This window comes from Actinoplanes sp. TFC3, assembly GCF_001553785.1.
Taxonomy (GTDB): Bacteria; Actinomycetota; Actinomycetes; order Mycobacteriales; family Micromonosporaceae; genus Actinoplanes.
The window spans coordinates 5,043,794-5,061,663 of sequence record NZ_LOJP01000001.1 but is presented as its reverse complement, the minus strand read 5'-3'; the positions used below and the strand labels follow the sequence as shown (position 1 = coordinate 5,061,663).

The window sequence follows — 17,870 nt, the reverse complement described above, 5'->3', positions numbered from 1 at the left end:
GGATGGTGATGGGGCCGCCCTGGCGGGGGTCTGCGGGTGCGGGGTTCGCCTGAAGCGGGCCGGCGTCGTGGCCTGGGATCGGCTGGCTGGGGATGGGGCTGCCGGCTTGAACAGCAGCGGGGCCAGGCTGAGCGGGATCAGGCCGGCCGAGTTCCGGCTGAGCGGGGTCAGGCCGGCCGAGTTCCGGCTGAGCGGGGTCAGGCTGGCCGAGGTCTGGCCGAGCGGCTTCAGACCGGGTGACGTCAGGCTGAGCGGCTTCAGGTTGAGCGGCTTCAGGCTGAAGGGCTTCAGGCGCGGGGGAATCCTGAGCGGCCACCGGAGCGGCAACCGCAGCCTCGTTGACGGCTGGGCCGGTCGAGCGGCGGACTTCGCCGCAGCGGTGGCGGCCGGTGGGTGGGGTGCCGGCTAGGCGGGCTACTTGTTGGGCCATGGGGTGGTCTGCGGGGAGGTAACGGGCGCAGAGTTCTTGGGCCAGGGCCAGGTGGATGCCGGCTTCTGTGGTGCGGCCGCATTCTCGTTCCATGGCTCCTAGGCGGGCCAGCATTTTCATGCCTGCGGGGGATGAGTCACCGTAGACCTCGCGGTGGCGGGTCCAGGCATCCTGCAGTCTGGTTCGGGCTTCGGTGCAGTGGCCGGCTGCGTGTTCCGATGTGGCCAGGTCCGCCTCTGCTGCCAGGACGCGTTGGGACAGCGGGCCGTCCGAGGTGGTCAGCTGGGCCACTAATTCGTGGTACAGCTGCGCGGCGTGGCCGTAGTTTCCGATCTGGTGCAGGACCGCGGCGTGGGTGGCCGCCGCCGCTATCGTGCGTTCGTCGGAGGGGCCGTGCAGGCGGTCCTCGGCTGCATGGGCGAAACCGGCCCAGAGGCGGGCGGCGTGGGGGTCGCCCAGCGCTATCAGAATTCTTGCCTGCAGGGCCGCGGCCAGGGCCAGGTCGGGAGTTGCCCGGTGCGGGTCGGCTTCCGCCGGGTTGAGGGCAGGGGCCAGCACGTCGCGGGCCGCGGTGAGGTCGCCCTCGGCGGTGAGCGATTGGGCCTGGGCGGTCAGTTGGGCGAGCACAGGTGGCACGTGCCTCATAGTGTCTGCTCAGCCACCGTCGGTACAAGTCCAGCGGGTCACCGGCAACACTGTAGAACTCGGGGTATGACAGTTGCCGCCGTGAAACGCGAAATTCTTGTTCGTCATCTGGAGACGTGGGCGCCGGGGGCGTTGCGGCGGGGGCGCCGGGCGACCTATGTGCACGGTCACGCCGAGGTGGATACCGGACTTGCCGAGGCCGCGCTGAGCGTCTTTGCCGAGCAGTCCGACCTGGTCAGAGGGCGTGAACTCACCATGATCACCTTGGGCTCGGACGTCGCCGGGCTGCCCAAGGCGCCATCCTCGGCCGGCTTGACGGTGCATGCGATAGCCGGTGCGCCGGAGGACATGGCCGGCGTGGCCGTCAAAGCGGGGGGCGCTGTGAACGTACCGCTGCTCGCTTTCTGGCATGCGACGCCTGGCTCTGCCGCCCTTGCGGCCTTGACCAGCGGTAAGCCGGCGGAGATTTTGGCTGTCCTGCCGACCGGTGAGCCGGTCCCGGACGTTCGGTCGCGGCTGCAGGCCGCAGGGTTTCCGCTGGTCGCGGCGGTCGAGCTGGCAGTTTCCGACGATCCAGGCGAAATTATCGTGTACGCGACACAGCTCGGCAAGCACCTCGAGGCTTTCAAGGAGGTACTGTGGGCCGTCGACGAGTACGCGGGAGTGCGCTACCGGGACCCTGCCGATCCCGAGCGGCATCTGATCGACATCACGCTGACCCCGCATCCGGGGCCGCTGCGGCGTGAACTGCTCGCGCACCTGGAAGATGCCGGGGCGGCGACGGTTACCGAGCTGCGGACGTTCGCGTTGACCGAGACGGTTTATCGGGCCTCGGACGCCACGCGGGTGCTGCATGCGCTGCTGGACGCCGGTGCGGTTAACCGGCGCCCAGCGGAGGGCCGCCTTGGTGGCGACGTGGTGATCTCGCTGGCAGGGGAGTGATCGTGGCGCCCGCAGACCAGCCTTGTTGCTCTCGGCGCCGGCAGCGCGATCGCGGGGATCAGGAGCGGCTGCTCGACTTGTCCTGCTTCCAGGACAGCGGGCCGGGGAGGTCGACGCGGTGCGCCTTGGCCTTGGAGTTCCAGGACCAGCGACCGATCTTGATGGTCCACGAGGAGAGGCCACGCTGCGTGAAGTTCAGGATCAGCGGGCCGAACTTCTTCCGGCTACGGTATTGGATGCCCATGGCCGTAAAGATTCCCGACCACCGATCTTTCGAAACGTCATCGGTGGGCAGGGGAGGGGCGGGTTCAGCGGGGCTGCCAGGCGTCCGGGCGCGTGGTCAGCTTGCGGACGTGGGCCGGCATGCGGCCGCTGATCAGTTCAGCCAGGCTCACTTCGTCGACGACTTCTCGTACCGCTGAGCGCACTGCCACCCAGAGGTTGGGCAGGTTCTCGGCCGCTCCGGAGTACTGGGTTTCCTCGGGGCGCAGGCCACGGACTCCGGCCAGGGGGCCGTCGACGGCGCGCAGGATCTGACCGATGGTGACGTCGCGGGGTGGCTGTGACAGCGTGTAGCCACCTTCGGCGCCGCGCTGGGCGCGCACGACACCGGCGCGACGAAGGTCGGCCAGCACAGCCTCGAGGAACTTGCGAGGCATGTTCTGGTCCTGGGCGATGGCCTGGGCGGACATCAGGGCCGGGTAGGCGTGGGCCAAGCTCAGCGCCGCCCGTACCGCGTAGTCGCCGCGCGCGGAGATCTGCACGTGACCATTCTGCCCCGTCCATGCTCGTGGGCCTCGCCCGCCCCAGGATTTATGGGAATTCGGGCATCACTCAGCGTGCTGTTGTCACTCCGTAGGGGACAAGCGCTGGGCTGGGATGCGGGCGCCGAGTCCCGGACGGCCGGCCGCGGGCTGCTCCGGGGCCGTCTGGCCGGCCTCGATGCGGAAGGCGCCGGGGCTGGTGCCCACCTCCCGGTTGAAGAAGCGGCCGAAGTTGGTGGGCTCGCCGAAACCCAGCCGGCGGCCGATCTCGGCGACCGACATGTCCGTGCAGGCCAGCAGGCGCCGGGCTTCGAGGGCCACACGGTCGTCCACCACCTGTTTGGCCGTCCGGCCGGTCAGCGCCAGGCTGGCGCGGGTCAGCGTGCGCACTGAGCAGCCGATGAGGGCCGCGTAGTCCTCGACCCGGCGGCTGCGGCCGTGGCCATCCTCCAGGTCGCGCCGGAAGCGCGCGAACGTGCGGCTCTCGGATGTTGAGGTGGGCGGTCGTTTCCCGGCGGTGCCCAGCAGGGCGATGCGCAGCAACAGCACGGCGAGCTGGTGGCGCAGCAGGCCGGCGGCGATGTCCCCGGCGGGTTCCGCGTAGCGGTTGCTGTCCACGCTGAGCTGCGCGAACTCGCCGATCACGGCATCCTCGTCCTCGCCGGCCAGCTGCCAGAGGGTCGGGCCGGGCAGGTCGTCGACGGGTACGCCGGTGATCTCGGCGTCCGAGAGCAGGCTGCGTTCCCAGGTGACGAGGGTGGCATCCAGGCCCGGGGCGGCGTTGACACGGACCGCCTGCCCTGGACGTACCCATACAAGAGACCCCGGACGGCAGGGGTAGGTCCGGAAATCGATCTCGACGCTGCCGTGACCCGCAGTAGTCAAGGCGAGCAGATGGTACGGCAGCCGGCGCGGTGGGGGCTGGCCGTTGGCAAGGTCGGTTTCGGACAGCGTGCAGGTGCCCACGCCGGCCCATCGGGGGGCGGGCGCCGACCTGTTCTGGCGCTGAACGGTAGTGACCATCGAGGCCGACCGTATCGGGCGATGACCAGCGATGCACGCGTGAGGGCCGAGGTCAGCGGATATCCAGAAGACGAACCAGAAATCGAGCCAAAAAACGGACAAATAAGACTTCGGTTTTGGTACGGAAAAAGCGACCCGCGTGGACCGGCAGTATCCACACGGGTCGCCCGGAAAATCCCTATTGGTTTATCGACCAGCCAGCAGTCGGTTGACCGCCGCGTCCACGTCCAAGTGATCGGACTCCCGGCCCCGCGGAACAACCACATAAGTGCGCCGCAAGAACCGGACAAGAACGCTGCGTGGTACTTCGAACAAGGCGTTGCCGTCGGGTGACGACAGCGCCAGGGCAACGAAGTCGCCCCGCGGCGTGGCCCACGGCCACACCCGGACGTCCCCGATCCCCGCGGGCTCATCGAGCCCGGTCACGAGCAGTTCACGCGCAAAGGACCAGCTCACGGCTTCCCCACCGGCTGATTCTGCGTGGAACAACACGTGGACCGCATACGGGTCGGCTGGGTCGTACCGCAGGCTGGCACGCACGGGCAGAGCCGTGGCATCAGGCGCTACGAGACGCAGCGATGTTTCGACCTCGACGGTCGTTGGACGAATGGTACTCATGGACGAACTCCCCCCGGCACCGCTGCGAGGCTGATGAACCCCGCGTTTCCCATACTCAGGTGATCCCTGTCATTACGCTCCGCCATACGCTGATCTCACCCAGTAGTGGGAAGACGGTTCCGATAAGCTCACCGGACGAGCCGTTAAACGGTATCTTGTCCTGTTCTGCCCAAGTGCTCGGTTCCGCCCGGCGTCGGGTGGTTCAGCAGTTGACTCACTCCGGTAACGTCCATTCCTCCCGGGTAGTGACGGGGGCGGTGAACACTGGGGGATGAAATGAGCACGAACCAGAAATCTTTGCCGTGAAAGTGAACGAGATGCCCCAATCCGACCCCGTGTCCGATTCCGGGTCGCACCGGCTCGACTTGCTCGACCGGATCAGGGCCAACCCCACCGGCAGAGTCGCTCTGCGTATAGGTGTCGGCATCCTCGGCGCCATCGTGGTGGTCACCGGGCTGGCCCTCATCCCGCTGCCCGGCCCCGGCTGGGCCATCGTGATCGTCGGACTGGCCATCTGGGCGGTGGAGTTCCACTGGGCCAAGCGCCTGCTCGCCTTCACCCGCCACCACGTCCAGGCCTGGACCCACTGGGTGCTCAGGCAGCCCCTGCACCTACGGGCGCTGATCGGTCTGGCCGGCTTCGTGTTCATCTGCGCGGTGGTGTGGCTGTCGGTGAAGCTGAGCTTCGGCATCGACCTGGCCGCAGTGATCAGGAACTTCATCACCGGAAACTGACGCGCCGAACCCCGGTTCGCGCACCCGCCCGGTCATCCGGTAAAGTTCCACAGCGTTGAGGGCGATTAGCTCAGCGGGAGAGCGCTCCGTTCACACCGGAGAGGTCACTGGTTCGATCCCAGTATCGCCCACCAGCGTTTGTGCAGCTCAGAAGCCTGTTAACGAATTTTCGGTAACGGGCTTTTTGCGTGTTGCTCCTTACGGTGGGAGCAAAATGGGAGCACAAGATCATCTAGCGGGTCCGTGGTCAGCGGCGACTGACGTCGATGACGGTGGCTGAGGGTTGGTGGCGATCCGGTGTGCCGTCCTCTTGAGAGCGTGGTGAGTGAGAGCCCGGACCGTTGGTCGGTCCGGGCTCTCCTCGGTTCCTGCGGGTGTCATGCCGCAGGTGTGGGCGGTGGAGGGGTCAGGCGGCGTGCAGGTGCCGCCGTGGTGGGTGCGTCGAGCTGCGGCTGTCTTGCCAGCGGTCCTCGAGGCTGTTGATGATGCGGGCGATCATGACGGGGGTGACGTGGCTGTAGATGCCGCGTACTCCGGCCAGGTGGTGCCCGAGACAGCGGGCTTGGGCGATTTCGGGGAGGTCGTCTTCGATCAGCCAGGTCTTATGGGTGTGGCGGTTGTCGTGGAAGTGCATGTTTTTCAGGATGGGTGCGGTTCCGGTGGTGGGGTTGCCGTTGACGGCGGGTCGCCAGATACGGCGGGACATGGTGGAGCGGCGTAGCCAGGCCCCGTGGGGGCCGCAGAACACGGTTTCGTGATCATGGCTGTCGATGACCTCCTGGAGCAGGCTGATGAGAAACGGTGGTAGGTGGATGTCACGGGTGGAGGCGGTGGTCTTGGGTGTGCCCAGGTAGAGCTTTCCGCGGACTTCGTGCAGGGCGCCGGTGGTGGGGTGGAGGTGGAGGAAACCGTCGCCGAGGTGGACGTTGGTTCGGCTGAGCCCGGCGAGTTCGCCCCACCGCATGCCGGTGTAGGCGGCGGTGATGACCAGGATCTGATCGCTGCGGCGGGGGATGCGTTCGGCGATGTGGTTGATCTGGTGTGTGGTGGCGGGTGTGCGTTCGGGCCGGCCGCCGGTGATGACGCGGATGCCGGTGCAGGGGTTGAAATCGATGCGCCGGTCGGCGACGGCTTCACGCAGGAGCAGGCCGAGCAGGCTCATGACGTCGGCGACGGTGCGTTCGGCGAGACGCCGTTTGAGGTCTTTGACGAAGACTTTGGCGTCCTGGCGGGTGATCTTGTTCAGTGGTGTGTCGCCGAAGCGGGGCAGGATGTGGTTGCGGAGGTAGCTGTCGTAGGTCGCCCATTTTTCGGCGCCGACTTCGTGTCCCTCTCGCCAGATCGTCACCCATTCGGTGAGGGTGATCCGGCTGGAGTTCGGGTCGAGGTAGGTGTCGTAGGCTTGGTCGATGTCGACCTGTTTGCGGCGCAGGTCTGCGGTGGCGAAGGTGGGGTGGCTGGAGTCGGTGCCGACGGTGCCGTCGGTGTTGCGGTAGCGCACTCGCCAGCGGGTACCGCGTTGTCCTACCCATGCCATGGGTTGCTCCCATTCGGTTCGGGGGCATCGCGGTGTGCATGGACGCTTCGTTCGGGCGGTGCTGGCAAGTCGCTGTGCGGTGATCTGGCTGGGGCTCGGCGGCGGGGTCGACATCCGGTTGCTGGTCGGGCGCCAGCCGCGATGATCGCGGCGATGTCGGCGTCGGTGAAACGCAAGTGCTTGCCGACGAATGTGCACGGGATGAGATGCGCGGCTGCTTGTCTGCGCAGCCAGAACTCGCCAATGGTCAGCAGTGCGGCGGCCTCGGCTGGGGTGTAGACCCGCAGGGTGCCTGTTGCGTCGTCGGGGCGGGTGATCGGCGCGATCCGCGCCTTCATCGACGCCTACAACCAGCGCTGCGAACCCTTCCGCTGAACCAAGACCGCCGACCAGATCCTCACCGAAGCCAACCGTCAAAGAACCTCAGACACGCGACACTTGCGTTGCAACGGCACTCAGCGGGCGAGGCGTTGAGGCTTTTCATCTTGCGTAGCGGTTGGCCTCAACGTGATGCAGAACGAGGATGGCCTGCACAATCGCGGTCGCACGGCGTGGGCAGCAGCGCAGCTTGACCAGGCATTTTCGGGTCGTGAGGGTGGCGGATCGCACGTTCGCCGCGGGCGCGGATCTTCGCATGTGCCCGGTTGACCGTCTTCTGCCGGCGCGACAGCTTCGCCGGACGCGGCGGCGCTTGAACGGTGTGCGGACACTGCCGCGGGCACCCTGGTAGCCCTTGTCCGCGAAGGTCATCACGCCGGCGGTGGTCAGTGCGTCGATGATGCCGTGGGTTCGGGCGGCGGTCAGGTCATGGGTGGAACCGGGAAGCACGGCGGACGCCCCATACGAGGCGCCCGGCCGCATCGGCGATGACCTGCACCTTCACACCGTGCCGTTTGTGTTTTCCGCAATAGTAGGGCTTCTGGTCGGCGACCCGGTCGATCGGGATCAGGGTGCCGTCCAGGATCGCGTGCGCCAGGAGCCGGATGCGCCGTATAGCGCTGTCCAAGTCGTCGGTAGCTGTGCTGAGAAGGGAGATTGCTTCTTGGACGTAGCGCCAGGCAGTCGTGACTCCCATCTAAAGCCGGCGGCGAGTCGGGTATAGGTGTCACCGTTGCGCAAGTGGGCCAGGGTCCTATCAGGAACCCCGCCCTCATCGATCAGCGGCCCCCGGCGGACCCGCGCTGACCGGCAAGACCAGGTTGGAGAAAGTCAACGAGTGCGGCGCGTTGTATGGCGACGCCGCTTCTCCATATGAAGAAGCGGCGTCAGTATCGTCGCGGATGCCTATTACCCGATCAGCCCTTGAAGTTGCGGTCCTCGAAGAACTTCAGGCTCCATCCGGTATTGGCGTTGTCCCCGGGGACATTGGCGCGGCTGTAAGTGCTATTTCCCCACCAAGTAAAGCCTCCTTCAAACCAGATTCGGTTCTCCCACTTGTACTGGGTGTTCTTCGGTACCGCGTGATACATGAGGGGGAACGTGTCGCCTGCCGGGGGGCTGGTGTTGATGTCGCCATCGAGCAGCACGAAGCTGTTGTGGCCCGGGCCGTTGACATACAGGGTGGGGTCCCAGCCGGCCATCATCGTGGCGCGGTTCGAGCCGAACAGACAACCGTTGGACTTGTACCAGTCCCATACGTTCGTGGGGTCACCGCCGGCCTTCAACCTGAGATCGGCCAGGCAGTACTGGTCGCTCCAGGAGCCGTTGGTGGAATATACGACGTGCAGCTGGCCGTTCGGGTCCTTGATCGCCTCGGGGGCCTCGTTGATGAAAGGGTTACCGACGACCCGTTCGAACCCTTCCCGGGGTTGCGAGATGATGTATCGCTTACCCGTGACCTTGTTGGGGTTGCTCATCCGCGCGATGTAAAGATTTTGCTCGACATTGGTGTCGCCTTCCCAGCCTGACCACACGAACCAGAGCTGGTTGTTGTAGGTGAAGGCGGTGCCGTCGACGGCCCATTTGTTGTCCGGCAGGCTCAGTTGCGTGGGATTGGAAAAGCCGCGGTCCGGGCTGTTGGAGGCGGTGTAGTACATCCGCTGTCCGGCCCCGCCGTCGCCGGAGGCGAAATAGATGGCGTACACGGGTGTGTTGGGGGAGCAGAGCGGAGCACCGCAGTCCTGGTTGTTGACGGTCAGCTTGACCAGTTCGGGAGCCCAGACGTTGGGCATGTTCTTCGGTGCCGACCAGATCAGCGTCTTGGCCGCATTGCTCAGGCCGCCCACGCTGGAGGCCGACCGGGAGTAGATGTTGTTGCCGTCGGACTCGACGGAATAGTAGGTGCTGCCGACGCGGATGACGCTGGGGTCCTGATTGCGGATGCTGGTCTGTCCGGGGCTTGTCGTGGGCCCGCAGTTGCCCCCGTTGCCACCCCCGTTGAAGTTCTTGTCCTCGAAGAACTTCAGACTCCAGCCGGTGTTGGTGTTGTCGCCAGGTACGTTCTGCCGTCCGTAAGTGCAGTTTCCCCACCAGAGCGCTCCACCGATGTACTGAATGCGGTTGTCCCACTTGTAGGTCATGCCCTTGGGTACGCCGTGGTACATGATCGAGAAGTTCTTCACCGCCGGCGGGCTGGTGTTGATGTCGCCGTCCTGCAGCACGAAGCTGTGGTGGCCCGGCCCGTTGACGTTCAACGTCGGGTCCCAGCCGGGCATCAAGGAGGCGCGGTTCGAGCCGAAAAGGCAGCCGTTCGACTTGTACCAGTCCCATACATACATGGGATCGCCGCCGGCCTTCAACCTGAGATCGGCCAGGCAATACTGATCGCTCCACGAGCCGTTAGTCGAGTAGATGACGTGCAGCTGGCCGTTCGGGTCCTTGATCGGTTCGGGGCCCTCGTTGATGAAAGGGTTACCCACCACCCGCTCGAAGCCCTCCCGGGGCTGGGAGATAATGACCCGCCCGCCGGTGGTCGCCGTCGGACTCGACATCTTCGCCAGGTAGAGGTTCTGTTCGCCGTCGCTGTCACCAGCCCAGCCGGACCACACGAAGTACCGCTGGTTGCCGAACCACATCGAGGTTCCGTCGATCGCCCATTTGTCGTCGGGCAGATTGAGCTTTTGTTCGGTGCCGTAGCCGTACTGCCCGCGGGTCGAGCTGATCGCGTACATCCGGTGTGCGGCGCCCTTTCCCATCGTGAAGTAGATGTAGAACCGGCCATCGATCTTCTGGATCTCCGGCGCCCACACCTCGCCGACGCCGTTGGTGTCCGACCAGACCAGCTTCTTCTTCGCGCTGTCCAGGCCCTCCAGGCTGGATGCGGCCCGCACGTAGAGCCGGGCGTAGTCGCCCTCGGGATCCGGGCCCGGATCGGAGGTGACAGAGTAGAACGTGCCACCGGACTGGATGACGCTCGGGTCCGGCTCCTGAATGCGGGTCTGACCCACGGTCGGCGCGGGCAGCGGGTCACGCGGGCGCAGCACGCCGCAATAGCGTCCGTCGCCGGTCTTGGCGGCCTGGATCCAGCCCTTGTCGATCACCGAACGGATGCCGGAGGCGAACGCGGAGCCCATCTTGCCGTATCCGGCGCTGCTCGGGCGAGAACCGTCGGTGTGCAGGTCGCTGGTGGTCACGGCGCCCATCCGGACGAGTTCGACGTGTTTGCCGCGGGTCTGCTGCTGGGCCACCACGGAGATCAGGCGGTCGTTGAACTCGGCGATCCGGGTGTTCACCTCGCTGTTGCGCGACGGCGGCAGCGTGCCGACCAGGACGGTGGACTCGGGAGCCTTCTGCAGCGTCTTGGTGATCGACGCGCCGACCCGGTCGGCCGCCTTGGAGATGCTGACGTCCTGTTCCATGTCCTCGGTGCCCATCTCCATCATCACCAGGTTGGGCCGGTGCTGACCGATCTGGCAACTCAGGTTCGCGTCGACCTCGTCGATCGTGGCCCCGTCGTACGCGACAGTCTCGTTGTCGGCCATGTTGCCGTACCGCTGACCGCCGACGTAGTTGAACGACCCGACGCCGCTGTTGCCGCCGGAGAGCAGGCTGTCCTTGGTGACGGCGCGGAACGCGTTGCCGTCGCCGATGCCGACCCCGGCGGCGATCTTGTCACCCACGGACGCCACGGTCAGATTGACCTTCTCCTCCGGCGAGGGGGCACAGCTGGCCAGCGACGCCGGGGCGATGCCGGAGACTGCCTGGATCCACGGTGCGATCGCCTGGGTGCGGATCGCCACCGTCCGTGACAACGGCTGCGTGACGAAGATCCCCTGCGCCGAGAGAATCCCGCACACGATGCCGTTGATGAATACGCCCGCGCCGGAGTCGCCGTTGCCCGCTTCCAGCGTGCCACCGAACAGCGGTCCCAGCTCCATGGAGTTTGCCGGCAGGCCAGTGTACTGGTCCAGGACGGCGTTCGACTCGACCCGGACCGGGTTCGTCACCTTGAACGAGCCGTACTGCAAACGGGTGGCCGGGGTGTTGTTCGCCATCAGGCCGAACCCGGACATGTCCGCCGGCGATAACGGCAGCGGGGTCTCATCGCCGTACGCCTGGGCCGGCAGTACGTTGATGGGTATGCCGGTCTCCAGGCGGATCAGCGCGGCATCGGTGTACGGGTTGAGCGAGATGCTGCGCGCCCGGGAGAACATGCCCTCCGTGGGGGCGGCCAGCAGGCTGCCCGCCCGGATACTCGTATTGCTCACCGGTGCGCTCGGATCGATGCAGTGTCTCGCGGTTAGCACCCACTCGAACCCGATCAGCGTGCCGGTGCAGCTGGCGTAATCGTTGTGAACAGCGACCTGGCCGCTGAGGTCGAGGGCGTCGACGCCCCCGACAACGGCCTGCGCGGGTGTCCCCGGCGTCAGCGTGACTCCGACCAGCACCACACCGGCCAGCGCCGCGGTTATCCGGCGCACCAATCTGGACGTTCTTGACATGTTCCGTCCTTGTGTACGGCGATCACCAGGATTCGCGATCGCGCAAACGGAACCTACGATTAGATCAACCTTAAAGCGATATGCGGTACCCAACAGTGCACGAAGGGCCTACAAATTCAGTACAGATCAGAAGGTTAGGAGTTCGAGGACCTTAGGGCGCACACGATCATTTGGGGTCTGAACTGCAGCAATGTAAATCAGGCCCTTCTTGCTGGCCGGCCTGTCCGGTCTGTCCGGCCGGTGTGGACGGTGAGTGTCGTGTGGGTGCCTCATGGGTGTCGTCACCTTCCGTGACGATTGGTGTGTCGGCGGTGTCGTGACCTGCGGTTCTGCCTGGTGCGGGCGGGCTGTTAGCCGGTCCAGTTCTGGTGGGCGGCGTGGCGGCGTTCACGGCGATCGAGTTGGCGGCGGAGGTGCGGTTACGTTCGACGAATAGCAGCCCCCGGTCGAGGTCGATCGCCGCCCATTTCAGGCCGCAGAGTTCACCGCGGCGCAGCCCGCGCAGGGCGGCGAGCCACCAGAGCGCGAACAGCGAGTCGTCGATGACGCTCTCGAGGAAGCTGTTGAGTTGTTTGGCGGTCCAGACGGCGACGGCGGGGTGTTCGCCGGTGCGTTCCCATTGTTCGACGCGGCCTTCGGTCCAGACCTGGGCGTGTGGGCGCTGGGAGCCATGGATCTCGATGTGCCGGGGCCGGGTTCGACTCGATCAGTTCTTCGCGGACGGCCAGGTTAAATGCGGCCCGCAGGATTATGCGCAGGTGGGTGAGCGCCGACGCGGATTGGGGGTTGCCTTTGGCGTTGGTGGTCGCGGCGATGTCGGCGAACACGGCGCGCAGCAGGGGCCCGTCGAGGTCGCTGAGCCGGTAGTGCCCGAGGCGGGGGACGAGGACGAGTTCAACGTCGCGGGTGTAGGCCAGACGGGTGGTCGGCCGATCCCGGTACGGGTGTCGAGCCAGTGCCGCAGCCACCGCTCGAGCGTCCAGCCGTCACCGCAGCGGCGGGCGGCACGGTCGGCGAGGATGTCGTCACGGGCCTGCCGGGCGGCGGTCTGGGAGGGGTAGCCGCCTTGGCGGATGCGTTCGGAGCCGCCGGACAGGTTCGGTGCGAAGCAGTGGAAGTACCAGGTTCCATGGTTCGAGATTTTCGACGTGCCCGCCGACCGTCAAGGTCCTGCCAAGATCGGCAAGGCCATGGGCCAGGAGATCGTCAGTGAATTGACTTAGCGGGTGGGTGCCGGGCTCGCGGTGGGTAGTGGTTCGGCGACGGGGTTCCGCCAGTATTCTCCCGCGGCATCCGCCGCCATCGCATCTCGAGGGGCCCTTCGTCCTCGCGGATCGGTATCTCGGCGCGCATGCGCCGACGGTGACTGCGGCAGCCCTTTGCTGTTGAGGGTTCGCCCGATCCCGGTGAACATCGCGCGGAGCAGCGGCCCGTCAAGTCGGCCAGCTCGAGCGGGAGTCACCACGACCCGCACACGACGCCGCTGCTGATCCCAATGACCGGATCTGCCGAGGAGCGGATGCCCGGTACGGTCGGCGGTCGCTATTTGTCCGCCTGCTTTTCGAGCTGCACAAGCACCGAGTCAGACGTTGATCGCACCTGCCCAACCTGCGTGTAGCCGCATCGCTCGTACAGACGAATATTGGCGCGGCTTTCATGGCCGGTGAACAGCATGTAGCGGTCTATGTTGGCAGTTGCGCTGCGTTCAACAGCGGTTAGCAGGCGGGTGCCGATGCCGCGACCCTGCAGGTCCGGGGCGACCATGAGGCGACCGATATGAAGGACCGATCCTTTGTAGCGGGCGCGTACTGAGCCGACGATGCGGTGCCCCATGATCGCCTTGAGCGACAGATCAGACCGAAGCTCGGCAGCCAGCTCGTTGTACGTCTGGATCAACGGGGGCAGCGAGACATCGCCGTAGAGTTGGGCTTCGGCAATGTACGCGGCACGCTGAAGGGTGAGGATCTCTCCTACGTCAGCGGGCTGTACGAAGGAGATCACGACTTCAACCATCGGGAAATGATAGGAGCCGACGTTTGCCACAACAATCCGCACTAATTTGCCGCAGTCCGTACGCGCCGAGAACCGACCGCACGTCACGCGATGTAGCTGGAGCGCGCGGCCGCTGAGGTTCGACTTTGCCAAAGAGAGTGTGCCCGACTGACTAAGCTTCGTTCTTGCCCCAGTTGCTGAGTGCGACGATCGCCTCGCGTAAGGCGAGTCCACGATCGGTCAGGGCATAGGCTCGGGTGTTGTGTCGAAGGGGTAGGCGGACCAGCACGCCAGCCGCTTCGAGCTCGCGCAGGCGTGTCGCGAGCATGTTCGTCGGTACGCCGAGGTCGCGCTGCAAATCGCCGTAGCGTTGTGGCCCCTCGAGCAGCCGTTCCACGATGAGCAGGGCCCACCGTGCTCCGACGATGTCGAGGGCCGCGGCGAGGTCGTTCACGCGGCCGGATCGGCGTCAGCCTTCATCCAGAACGGTGAGTAGTGGTAGCCGTCGGGGTCGTCGAATTGGCGCTGGTACATGAAGGGGTAATCGTCGGTGTCACCGATCCGCCCGCCGGCAGCCCCGGCGCGGTCAACGAGCTCGTCGATCGCCTCGCGGCTGCCCAAGTTGAACGAGACCGTGACCTTCGAGGGCGTCTGAGGTCCGCCGATCAGTTCCTCGACGCCGCCGACGCTGGCGTACATCTCGCGGCTGCCGAGCATGACGTACTGCTCGGGCGCGATCGCGAAGCACGACACGTTGTCATCGGACATCTCGGCGTTAAAGGCCCAGCCAAGGGCCGTGTAGAAGGCGGTTGCGCGCTCGACGCTTTCGACCGGACAAGTGATGAAGAGGCTCATGCTGGCCATACTTGCAAAATGCAAGTAGGCCGTCAAGGGGCGTGCGTCCCGTTCAAGGAGCGGCTACTACCTGCGTCCCCACGACGGTGTTGCCGCGGACATCCCGGTCCTCGGCGGGGCACGGGAATGGCTTCTATGACTGCTTCCGACTGGGTGTGTCGCCCGGCTTGGCCAGCGGTGACGAGCAGATTCTTCGGCCGGCGGCGCGAGTCCGCAGGCGGATGGACACCTTGGTGGTCAGACCGCTACGCGACCAGCCGAGGCAGTGGTCGACCGGCTCGTAGCGGGGCGGCCGGCGTCCGGCAGCGCGTACGGGATGGCGCGGATGCAGCGCCCAGGCATACGCTGCCGGATGCAGATCGACCTGGTCGCCTTGCGGAGCCGGCCATATCTCAAGGCGATGGGGCGCTGTATGCAGCAGGTCATCGAGGTTCCATACCAGCAGAACGTAAGCTCTCACGCCGAGATGAGTGCGGTCCCCTCCTCGGTTTGGGATCCTTGCGAGGTGTCGAAGAATGACAAGTCTCGCCGCCCGCATCGCATCGACGAGTGGGCCGTATCGGTGCGCTTGAACGATGGCAAGGTGCTGTTCTGGTGCGGTGAGCCCGGTGAGCAGTGGGGTCGCCAGTCCCAGGCATTTCGGTTCGCCAGTCAGGAGGCAGCCGAGCGGCACGCCCTGGGCTGCGAGACCAACTCCGCCGCATGGACGTATCAAGCTGTTCGGCTGCCCCGGTCCGCGTAGTCGTCACTACGCATTCATCTGCCGCTGACAAGGCGCACCAGGACTGCCAGGGCGGAGCGGGCCTTCGGTACTGCAGCAGACAGTCTGCGGTAGCTGTCAGTCGGCTGGGATCTCGACGACACCGAGGGCGGTGCTCGGATCGACCTACTGGCCGTTCTGAGTCCACTGGAGGCGCCCAGCGGCAGCGAGTCGTCGTGCGGCGCGTTGCACGTCTTCGCGATCGCCTTGCACGGGTGGTCAGCGGGAACCGACGAGTACGCCCTTCGGCGAGCATGATGCGATCTTTCAGGGCGCGATCTGAGTCACGGACACCCACGGCGGCAGTAGGCTGTGCTGCACCATCGCACGTGATGCCGGTGTCAGATGCTTGCTGGCGAACGTGCACGAAATGAGGCGAGCAGCTGCTTTCCTGCGCAGCCAAGATTCGCCAACGGTCAGCCAAACGGCCGCCTCGGCAGGTGTGTGGATCCGAAGAGCTGGTTTCCTGCTCCCAGGCCGCTCGTAGTGGAGAGTGGCAACGCATCGGCGCAAATGGATTGAGTCCACTATGGTCGTCCCAGTTACATACAGGACGGGGACGAACATGGGGACATCGGGTGTGGCGGTCTCACGTCGCCGCGTGGTGATTACCGGAATGGGAGCGATCACCCCGTTGGGTGCCGATGCCGCCGCCACCTGGCAGAACTTGCTTGCCGGTGCGTGTGGGGTAACGACGCTGGAGGATGAGGCGTTCGCGGCCCTGCCGGTTCGGGTTGCTGCGCCTGCTGCGATCGACCCGGCCGATCGCCTGCCTCGCTCGCAGGCGCGGACCATGAACCGCTCCGCCCAGTTCGCCGTGCTCGCCGCGCGGGAGGCGTGGTCTGACGCCGGGTTCCGCCCGCGGGATCTTCACGAGGGTGACATCGCCGCTGATCGTGTCGGGATCAGTATGGGCACTATCATCGGTGGGGCACCCGTTCTCGTGGCCGCCGATCGTGTCCTGGCCGGCCGGGGCGCCCGCTTCGTGTCTCCGCATACCGCACCCATGACGGTGCCCAACGGCTCAGCGGCGCAGATCGCCGTGGATTTGGGCGTGCGAGGGGAAGCAAGGACCGTGGTGTCGGCGTGCGCGTCGGGGACCGAGGCAATCGGTCAGGCTATGGACCGCATCCGCTACGGGCACCTCGACGTCGTAGTCGCCGGTGGTACCGAGGCCGTGATCACCCCGACGGTGATGTCGACGTTCACAGCTATGCGGGCGCTGTCCCTGGGCACCAGGGGACCACACGCGGCGTCGCGGCCCTTCGACAAGGCCCGCGACGGTTTCGTCCTCGGCGAGGGCGCCGGCCTGCTGATCCTGGAGGCCGAAGAACACGCCCGTGCGCGCGGCGCACGCATCTATTGCGAAGCCGTAGGTTGGGGTTTGTCCGCGGACGCTCACCACATGGTGTCTCCTCGACCGGACGGCGCCGGCATCATCGACGCCCTGCGCAAAACGCTGGCCGACGCCGACGCACGACCCGCTGAGGTCGTACACGTCAATGCTCACGCCACAGCTACCGTCGCCGGAGACGCCGCCGAAGCTTTCGCCTTGGGCGAATTCTTCGGCCAGAACCAACCATCGGTGACGGCACCCAAAGGTGCGCTCGGACACATGCAAGGCGCAGCAGGGGGCGTCGAAGCCCTCATTACCGCGCTCACCCTGCACCACGGTGTCATCCCGCCCACCATCGGATGCGACACCCTCGACGACGGTATGAACCTCGACCTCGTTGTTCACGCCCCGCGCGCGCTGACCGGCCTTGCCGGCCTGGCGTTGAGTACCTCGTTCGGCTTTGGCGGGCACAACGCCGTCCTCGCCCTGCGCCCTTACACGCCGGCATGAGCCAAGCGGAACCACACCGGTGATGTCTGCGGCAACGGCCCGGACGAGGCCACGATCGGCGTCGGCCTGCGCGTCGGATGGCGCACCCTAACTTCAGGCGGCGTCGATAAGGAATCCCGGACGCGCGGTCGCTGACAGGATCAGCAGTCGACCTGCCCGCGGGTGCCGGGCTGCCGCTGTTCGCCGACGGCGTCCACGATCGGTTCAGCAACAACGGTGCCCGACTGGGTGAACAACGCTTCGTCGAACTAGCTGCCCGGCTGACCACCATCACCAGCCTGGGCGAATACGTTGGCGCGTTGCTGGCCGAGGTTCGGCGCGGCGACGACGGGCGGCGCAGCGATGACACTGCCCCGCTCTATCTGACATGGCCTTCCCCGTAGTCGTCCGCCCGCTTGCGGGGCCCGTCACCGTGCTTTCCGGCGCGGTGCATCCCCCCTTCGACGGTGGATGCCCATCACGATCGAGGCGCCCCTCTTCTGTCTGCAGGGGGTTCAGCGCTTGCAGACGGCCGCAGTCGTTGACGGGTGGCGGTCCGTAGAGTGCAGGATTCATGGTTCAGCTGTGACGCTGAGTGATAGCTCCTACGCTGTGCGGTAATAATCAAGGCGTACGGGGGAAGCATGCGGCGTGGCAAGAACCGACGAATATGGATCGCATCGTCATCGGTCATTTGTCTGGTGGCCGGTGTGGTGGCCGGTGGGGGTCCGGCTGCTGCTGCGCCACCAGATTATGCACTTGAGTTCTACGCGGGAACTGGCTCGGCGGGTGCGCCTGTCGCGGGTCCCGTCGGTTCTTCGCCGCTCAGCACTCCCGGCGGCAGCGCGGTCGACAGTCAGGGAAA

18 protein-coding genes and 1 tRNA gene are annotated in these 17,870 nt (G+C 66.0%); 7 read left to right on the top strand and 12 right to left on the bottom strand.

All coding sequences use genetic code 11. The features are described from left to right. The coding region (locus tag TFC3_RS38200; protein ID WP_236718257.1) for a fibronectin type III domain-containing protein at positions 1 to 1,075 on the bottom strand (1,075 nt) is incomplete at its 3' end. Positions 1,076 to 1,156: 81 nt separating this feature from the next. Between TFC3_RS38200 and TFC3_RS22815 the strand changes: the two genes are divergently transcribed. Then, positions 1,157 to 2,017, top strand: coding sequence for a hypothetical protein (locus TFC3_RS22815; protein WP_236718256.1), 861 nt, complete (start codon positions 1,157 to 1,159; stop codon positions 2,015 to 2,017). A gap of 58 nt (positions 2,018 to 2,075) precedes the next feature. On the opposite strand, the gene TFC3_RS22810 is transcribed toward TFC3_RS22815, so the two are convergent. The 4 genes from TFC3_RS22810 to TFC3_RS22795 form a co-directional block, all read right to left on the bottom strand. Next, a complete protein-coding gene (locus tag TFC3_RS22810; RefSeq protein ID WP_067503503.1) occupies positions 2,076 to 2,261 on the bottom strand; it encodes a DUF4236 domain-containing protein in 186 nt (61 codons plus the stop codon). Between the two features lie 64 nt (positions 2,262 to 2,325). Continuing rightward, positions 2,326 to 2,781: an Rrf2 family transcriptional regulator gene (locus TFC3_RS22805; protein ID WP_067503500.1), complete on the bottom strand. Its 456-nt coding sequence runs from the start codon at positions 2,779 to 2,781 to the stop codon at positions 2,326 to 2,328. A gap of 84 nt (positions 2,782 to 2,865) precedes the next feature. Beyond that, on the bottom strand, positions 2,866 to 3,804 hold the full coding sequence (locus TFC3_RS22800) for an AraC family transcriptional regulator (RefSeq protein WP_067503497.1): 939 nt from the start codon (positions 3,802 to 3,804) through the stop codon (positions 2,866 to 2,868). Between the two features lie 186 nt (positions 3,805 to 3,990). After that, on the bottom strand, positions 3,991 to 4,422 hold the full coding sequence (locus TFC3_RS22795) for an SsgA family sporulation/cell division regulator (protein WP_014446635.1): 432 nt from the start codon (positions 4,420 to 4,422) through the stop codon (positions 3,991 to 3,993). 317 nt (positions 4,423 to 4,739) lie between these two features. Here TFC3_RS22795 and TFC3_RS22790 point away from each other — a divergent pair, with 317 nt between their 5' ends. Next, the gene (locus TFC3_RS22790; RefSeq protein ID WP_067507278.1) at positions 4,740 to 5,156 is read left to right on the top strand and encodes a TIGR02611 family protein; all 417 of its coding nucleotides are present in this window, start codon (positions 4,740 to 4,742) and stop codon (positions 5,154 to 5,156) included. Positions 5,157 to 5,215: 59 nt separating this feature from the next. Then, positions 5,216 to 5,290, top strand: a tRNA-Val gene (locus TFC3_RS22785). A 272-nt stretch (positions 5,291 to 5,562) separates the two neighbouring features. On the opposite strand, the gene TFC3_RS22780 is transcribed toward TFC3_RS22785, so the two are convergent. The 4 genes from TFC3_RS22780 to TFC3_RS39545 all read right to left on the bottom strand — a co-directional run bounded on the left by TFC3_RS22780 (position 5,563) and on the right by TFC3_RS39545 (position 11,666). Beyond that, positions 5,563 to 6,693: a site-specific integrase gene (locus TFC3_RS22780; protein WP_067503494.1), complete on the bottom strand. Its 1,131-nt coding sequence runs from the start codon at positions 6,691 to 6,693 to the stop codon at positions 5,563 to 5,565. A 480-nt stretch (positions 6,694 to 7,173) separates the two neighbouring features. After that, on the bottom strand, positions 7,174 to 7,521 hold the full coding sequence (locus tag TFC3_RS40080) for a transposase family protein (RefSeq protein ID WP_255363787.1): 348 nt from the start codon (positions 7,519 to 7,521) through the stop codon (positions 7,174 to 7,176). After that, positions 7,499 to 7,768 carry a transposase family protein gene (locus TFC3_RS40075; RefSeq protein WP_255363786.1) on the bottom strand — a complete coding sequence of 90 codons (270 nt, stop codon included), beginning with the start codon at positions 7,766 to 7,768 and terminating at the stop codon, positions 7,499 to 7,501. Before TFC3_RS40075 ends, TFC3_RS40080 begins: the two co-directional genes overlap by 23 nt. A 220-nt stretch (positions 7,769 to 7,988) precedes the next feature. Then, positions 7,989 to 11,666 (bottom strand): family 43 glycosylhydrolase, encoded by a 3,678-nt coding sequence (locus tag TFC3_RS39545; protein ID WP_153040347.1) that lies wholly within the window; start codon positions 11,664 to 11,666, stop codon positions 7,989 to 7,991. A 980-nt stretch (positions 11,667 to 12,646) separates the two neighbouring features. On the opposite strand from TFC3_RS39545, the gene TFC3_RS38195 reads away from it, so the two are divergent. After that, a complete protein-coding gene (locus TFC3_RS38195; RefSeq protein ID WP_161952664.1) occupies positions 12,647 to 12,796 on the top strand; it encodes a hypothetical protein in 150 nt (49 codons plus the stop codon). Positions 12,797 to 13,115: 319 nt separating this feature from the next. On the opposite strand, the gene TFC3_RS22760 is transcribed toward TFC3_RS38195, so the two are convergent. The 3 genes from TFC3_RS22760 to TFC3_RS22750 all read right to left on the bottom strand — a co-directional run bounded on the left by TFC3_RS22760 (position 13,116) and on the right by TFC3_RS22750 (position 14,420). Further along, complete coding sequence (locus tag TFC3_RS22760) at positions 13,116 to 13,586, bottom strand: GNAT family N-acetyltransferase (RefSeq protein ID WP_067507272.1); 471 nt, start codon at positions 13,584 to 13,586, stop codon at positions 13,116 to 13,118. 151 nt (positions 13,587 to 13,737) lie between these two features. Further along, a complete protein-coding gene (locus TFC3_RS22755; protein ID WP_067503489.1) occupies positions 13,738 to 14,019 on the bottom strand; it encodes a helix-turn-helix domain-containing protein in 282 nt (93 codons plus the stop codon). Further along, positions 14,016 to 14,420, bottom strand: coding sequence for a VOC family protein (locus TFC3_RS22750; RefSeq protein ID WP_067507269.1), 405 nt, complete (start codon positions 14,418 to 14,420; stop codon positions 14,016 to 14,018). The genes TFC3_RS22755 and TFC3_RS22750 overlap by 4 nt, the downstream gene beginning before the upstream one ends. A gap of 352 nt (positions 14,421 to 14,772) precedes the next feature. On the opposite strand from TFC3_RS22750, the gene TFC3_RS22745 reads away from it, so the two are divergent. The 3 genes from TFC3_RS22745 to TFC3_RS40520 all read left to right on the top strand — a co-directional run bounded on the left by TFC3_RS22745 (position 14,773) and on the right by TFC3_RS40520 (position 17,409). Then, the gene (locus TFC3_RS22745; RefSeq protein WP_153040346.1) at positions 14,773 to 15,162 is read left to right on the top strand and encodes a hypothetical protein; all 390 of its coding nucleotides are present in this window, start codon (positions 14,773 to 14,775) and stop codon (positions 15,160 to 15,162) included. Between the two features lie 583 nt (positions 15,163 to 15,745). Next, positions 15,746 to 17,026, top strand: coding sequence for a beta-ketoacyl-[acyl-carrier-protein] synthase family protein (locus tag TFC3_RS22740; protein ID WP_201787269.1), 1,281 nt, complete (start codon positions 15,746 to 15,748; stop codon positions 17,024 to 17,026). Between the two features lie 113 nt (positions 17,027 to 17,139). Continuing rightward, complete coding sequence (locus tag TFC3_RS40520) at positions 17,140 to 17,409, top strand: SpoIIE family protein phosphatase (protein ID WP_082772236.1); 270 nt, start codon at positions 17,140 to 17,142, stop codon at positions 17,407 to 17,409. Positions 17,410 to 17,870: the final 461 nt, after the last annotated feature.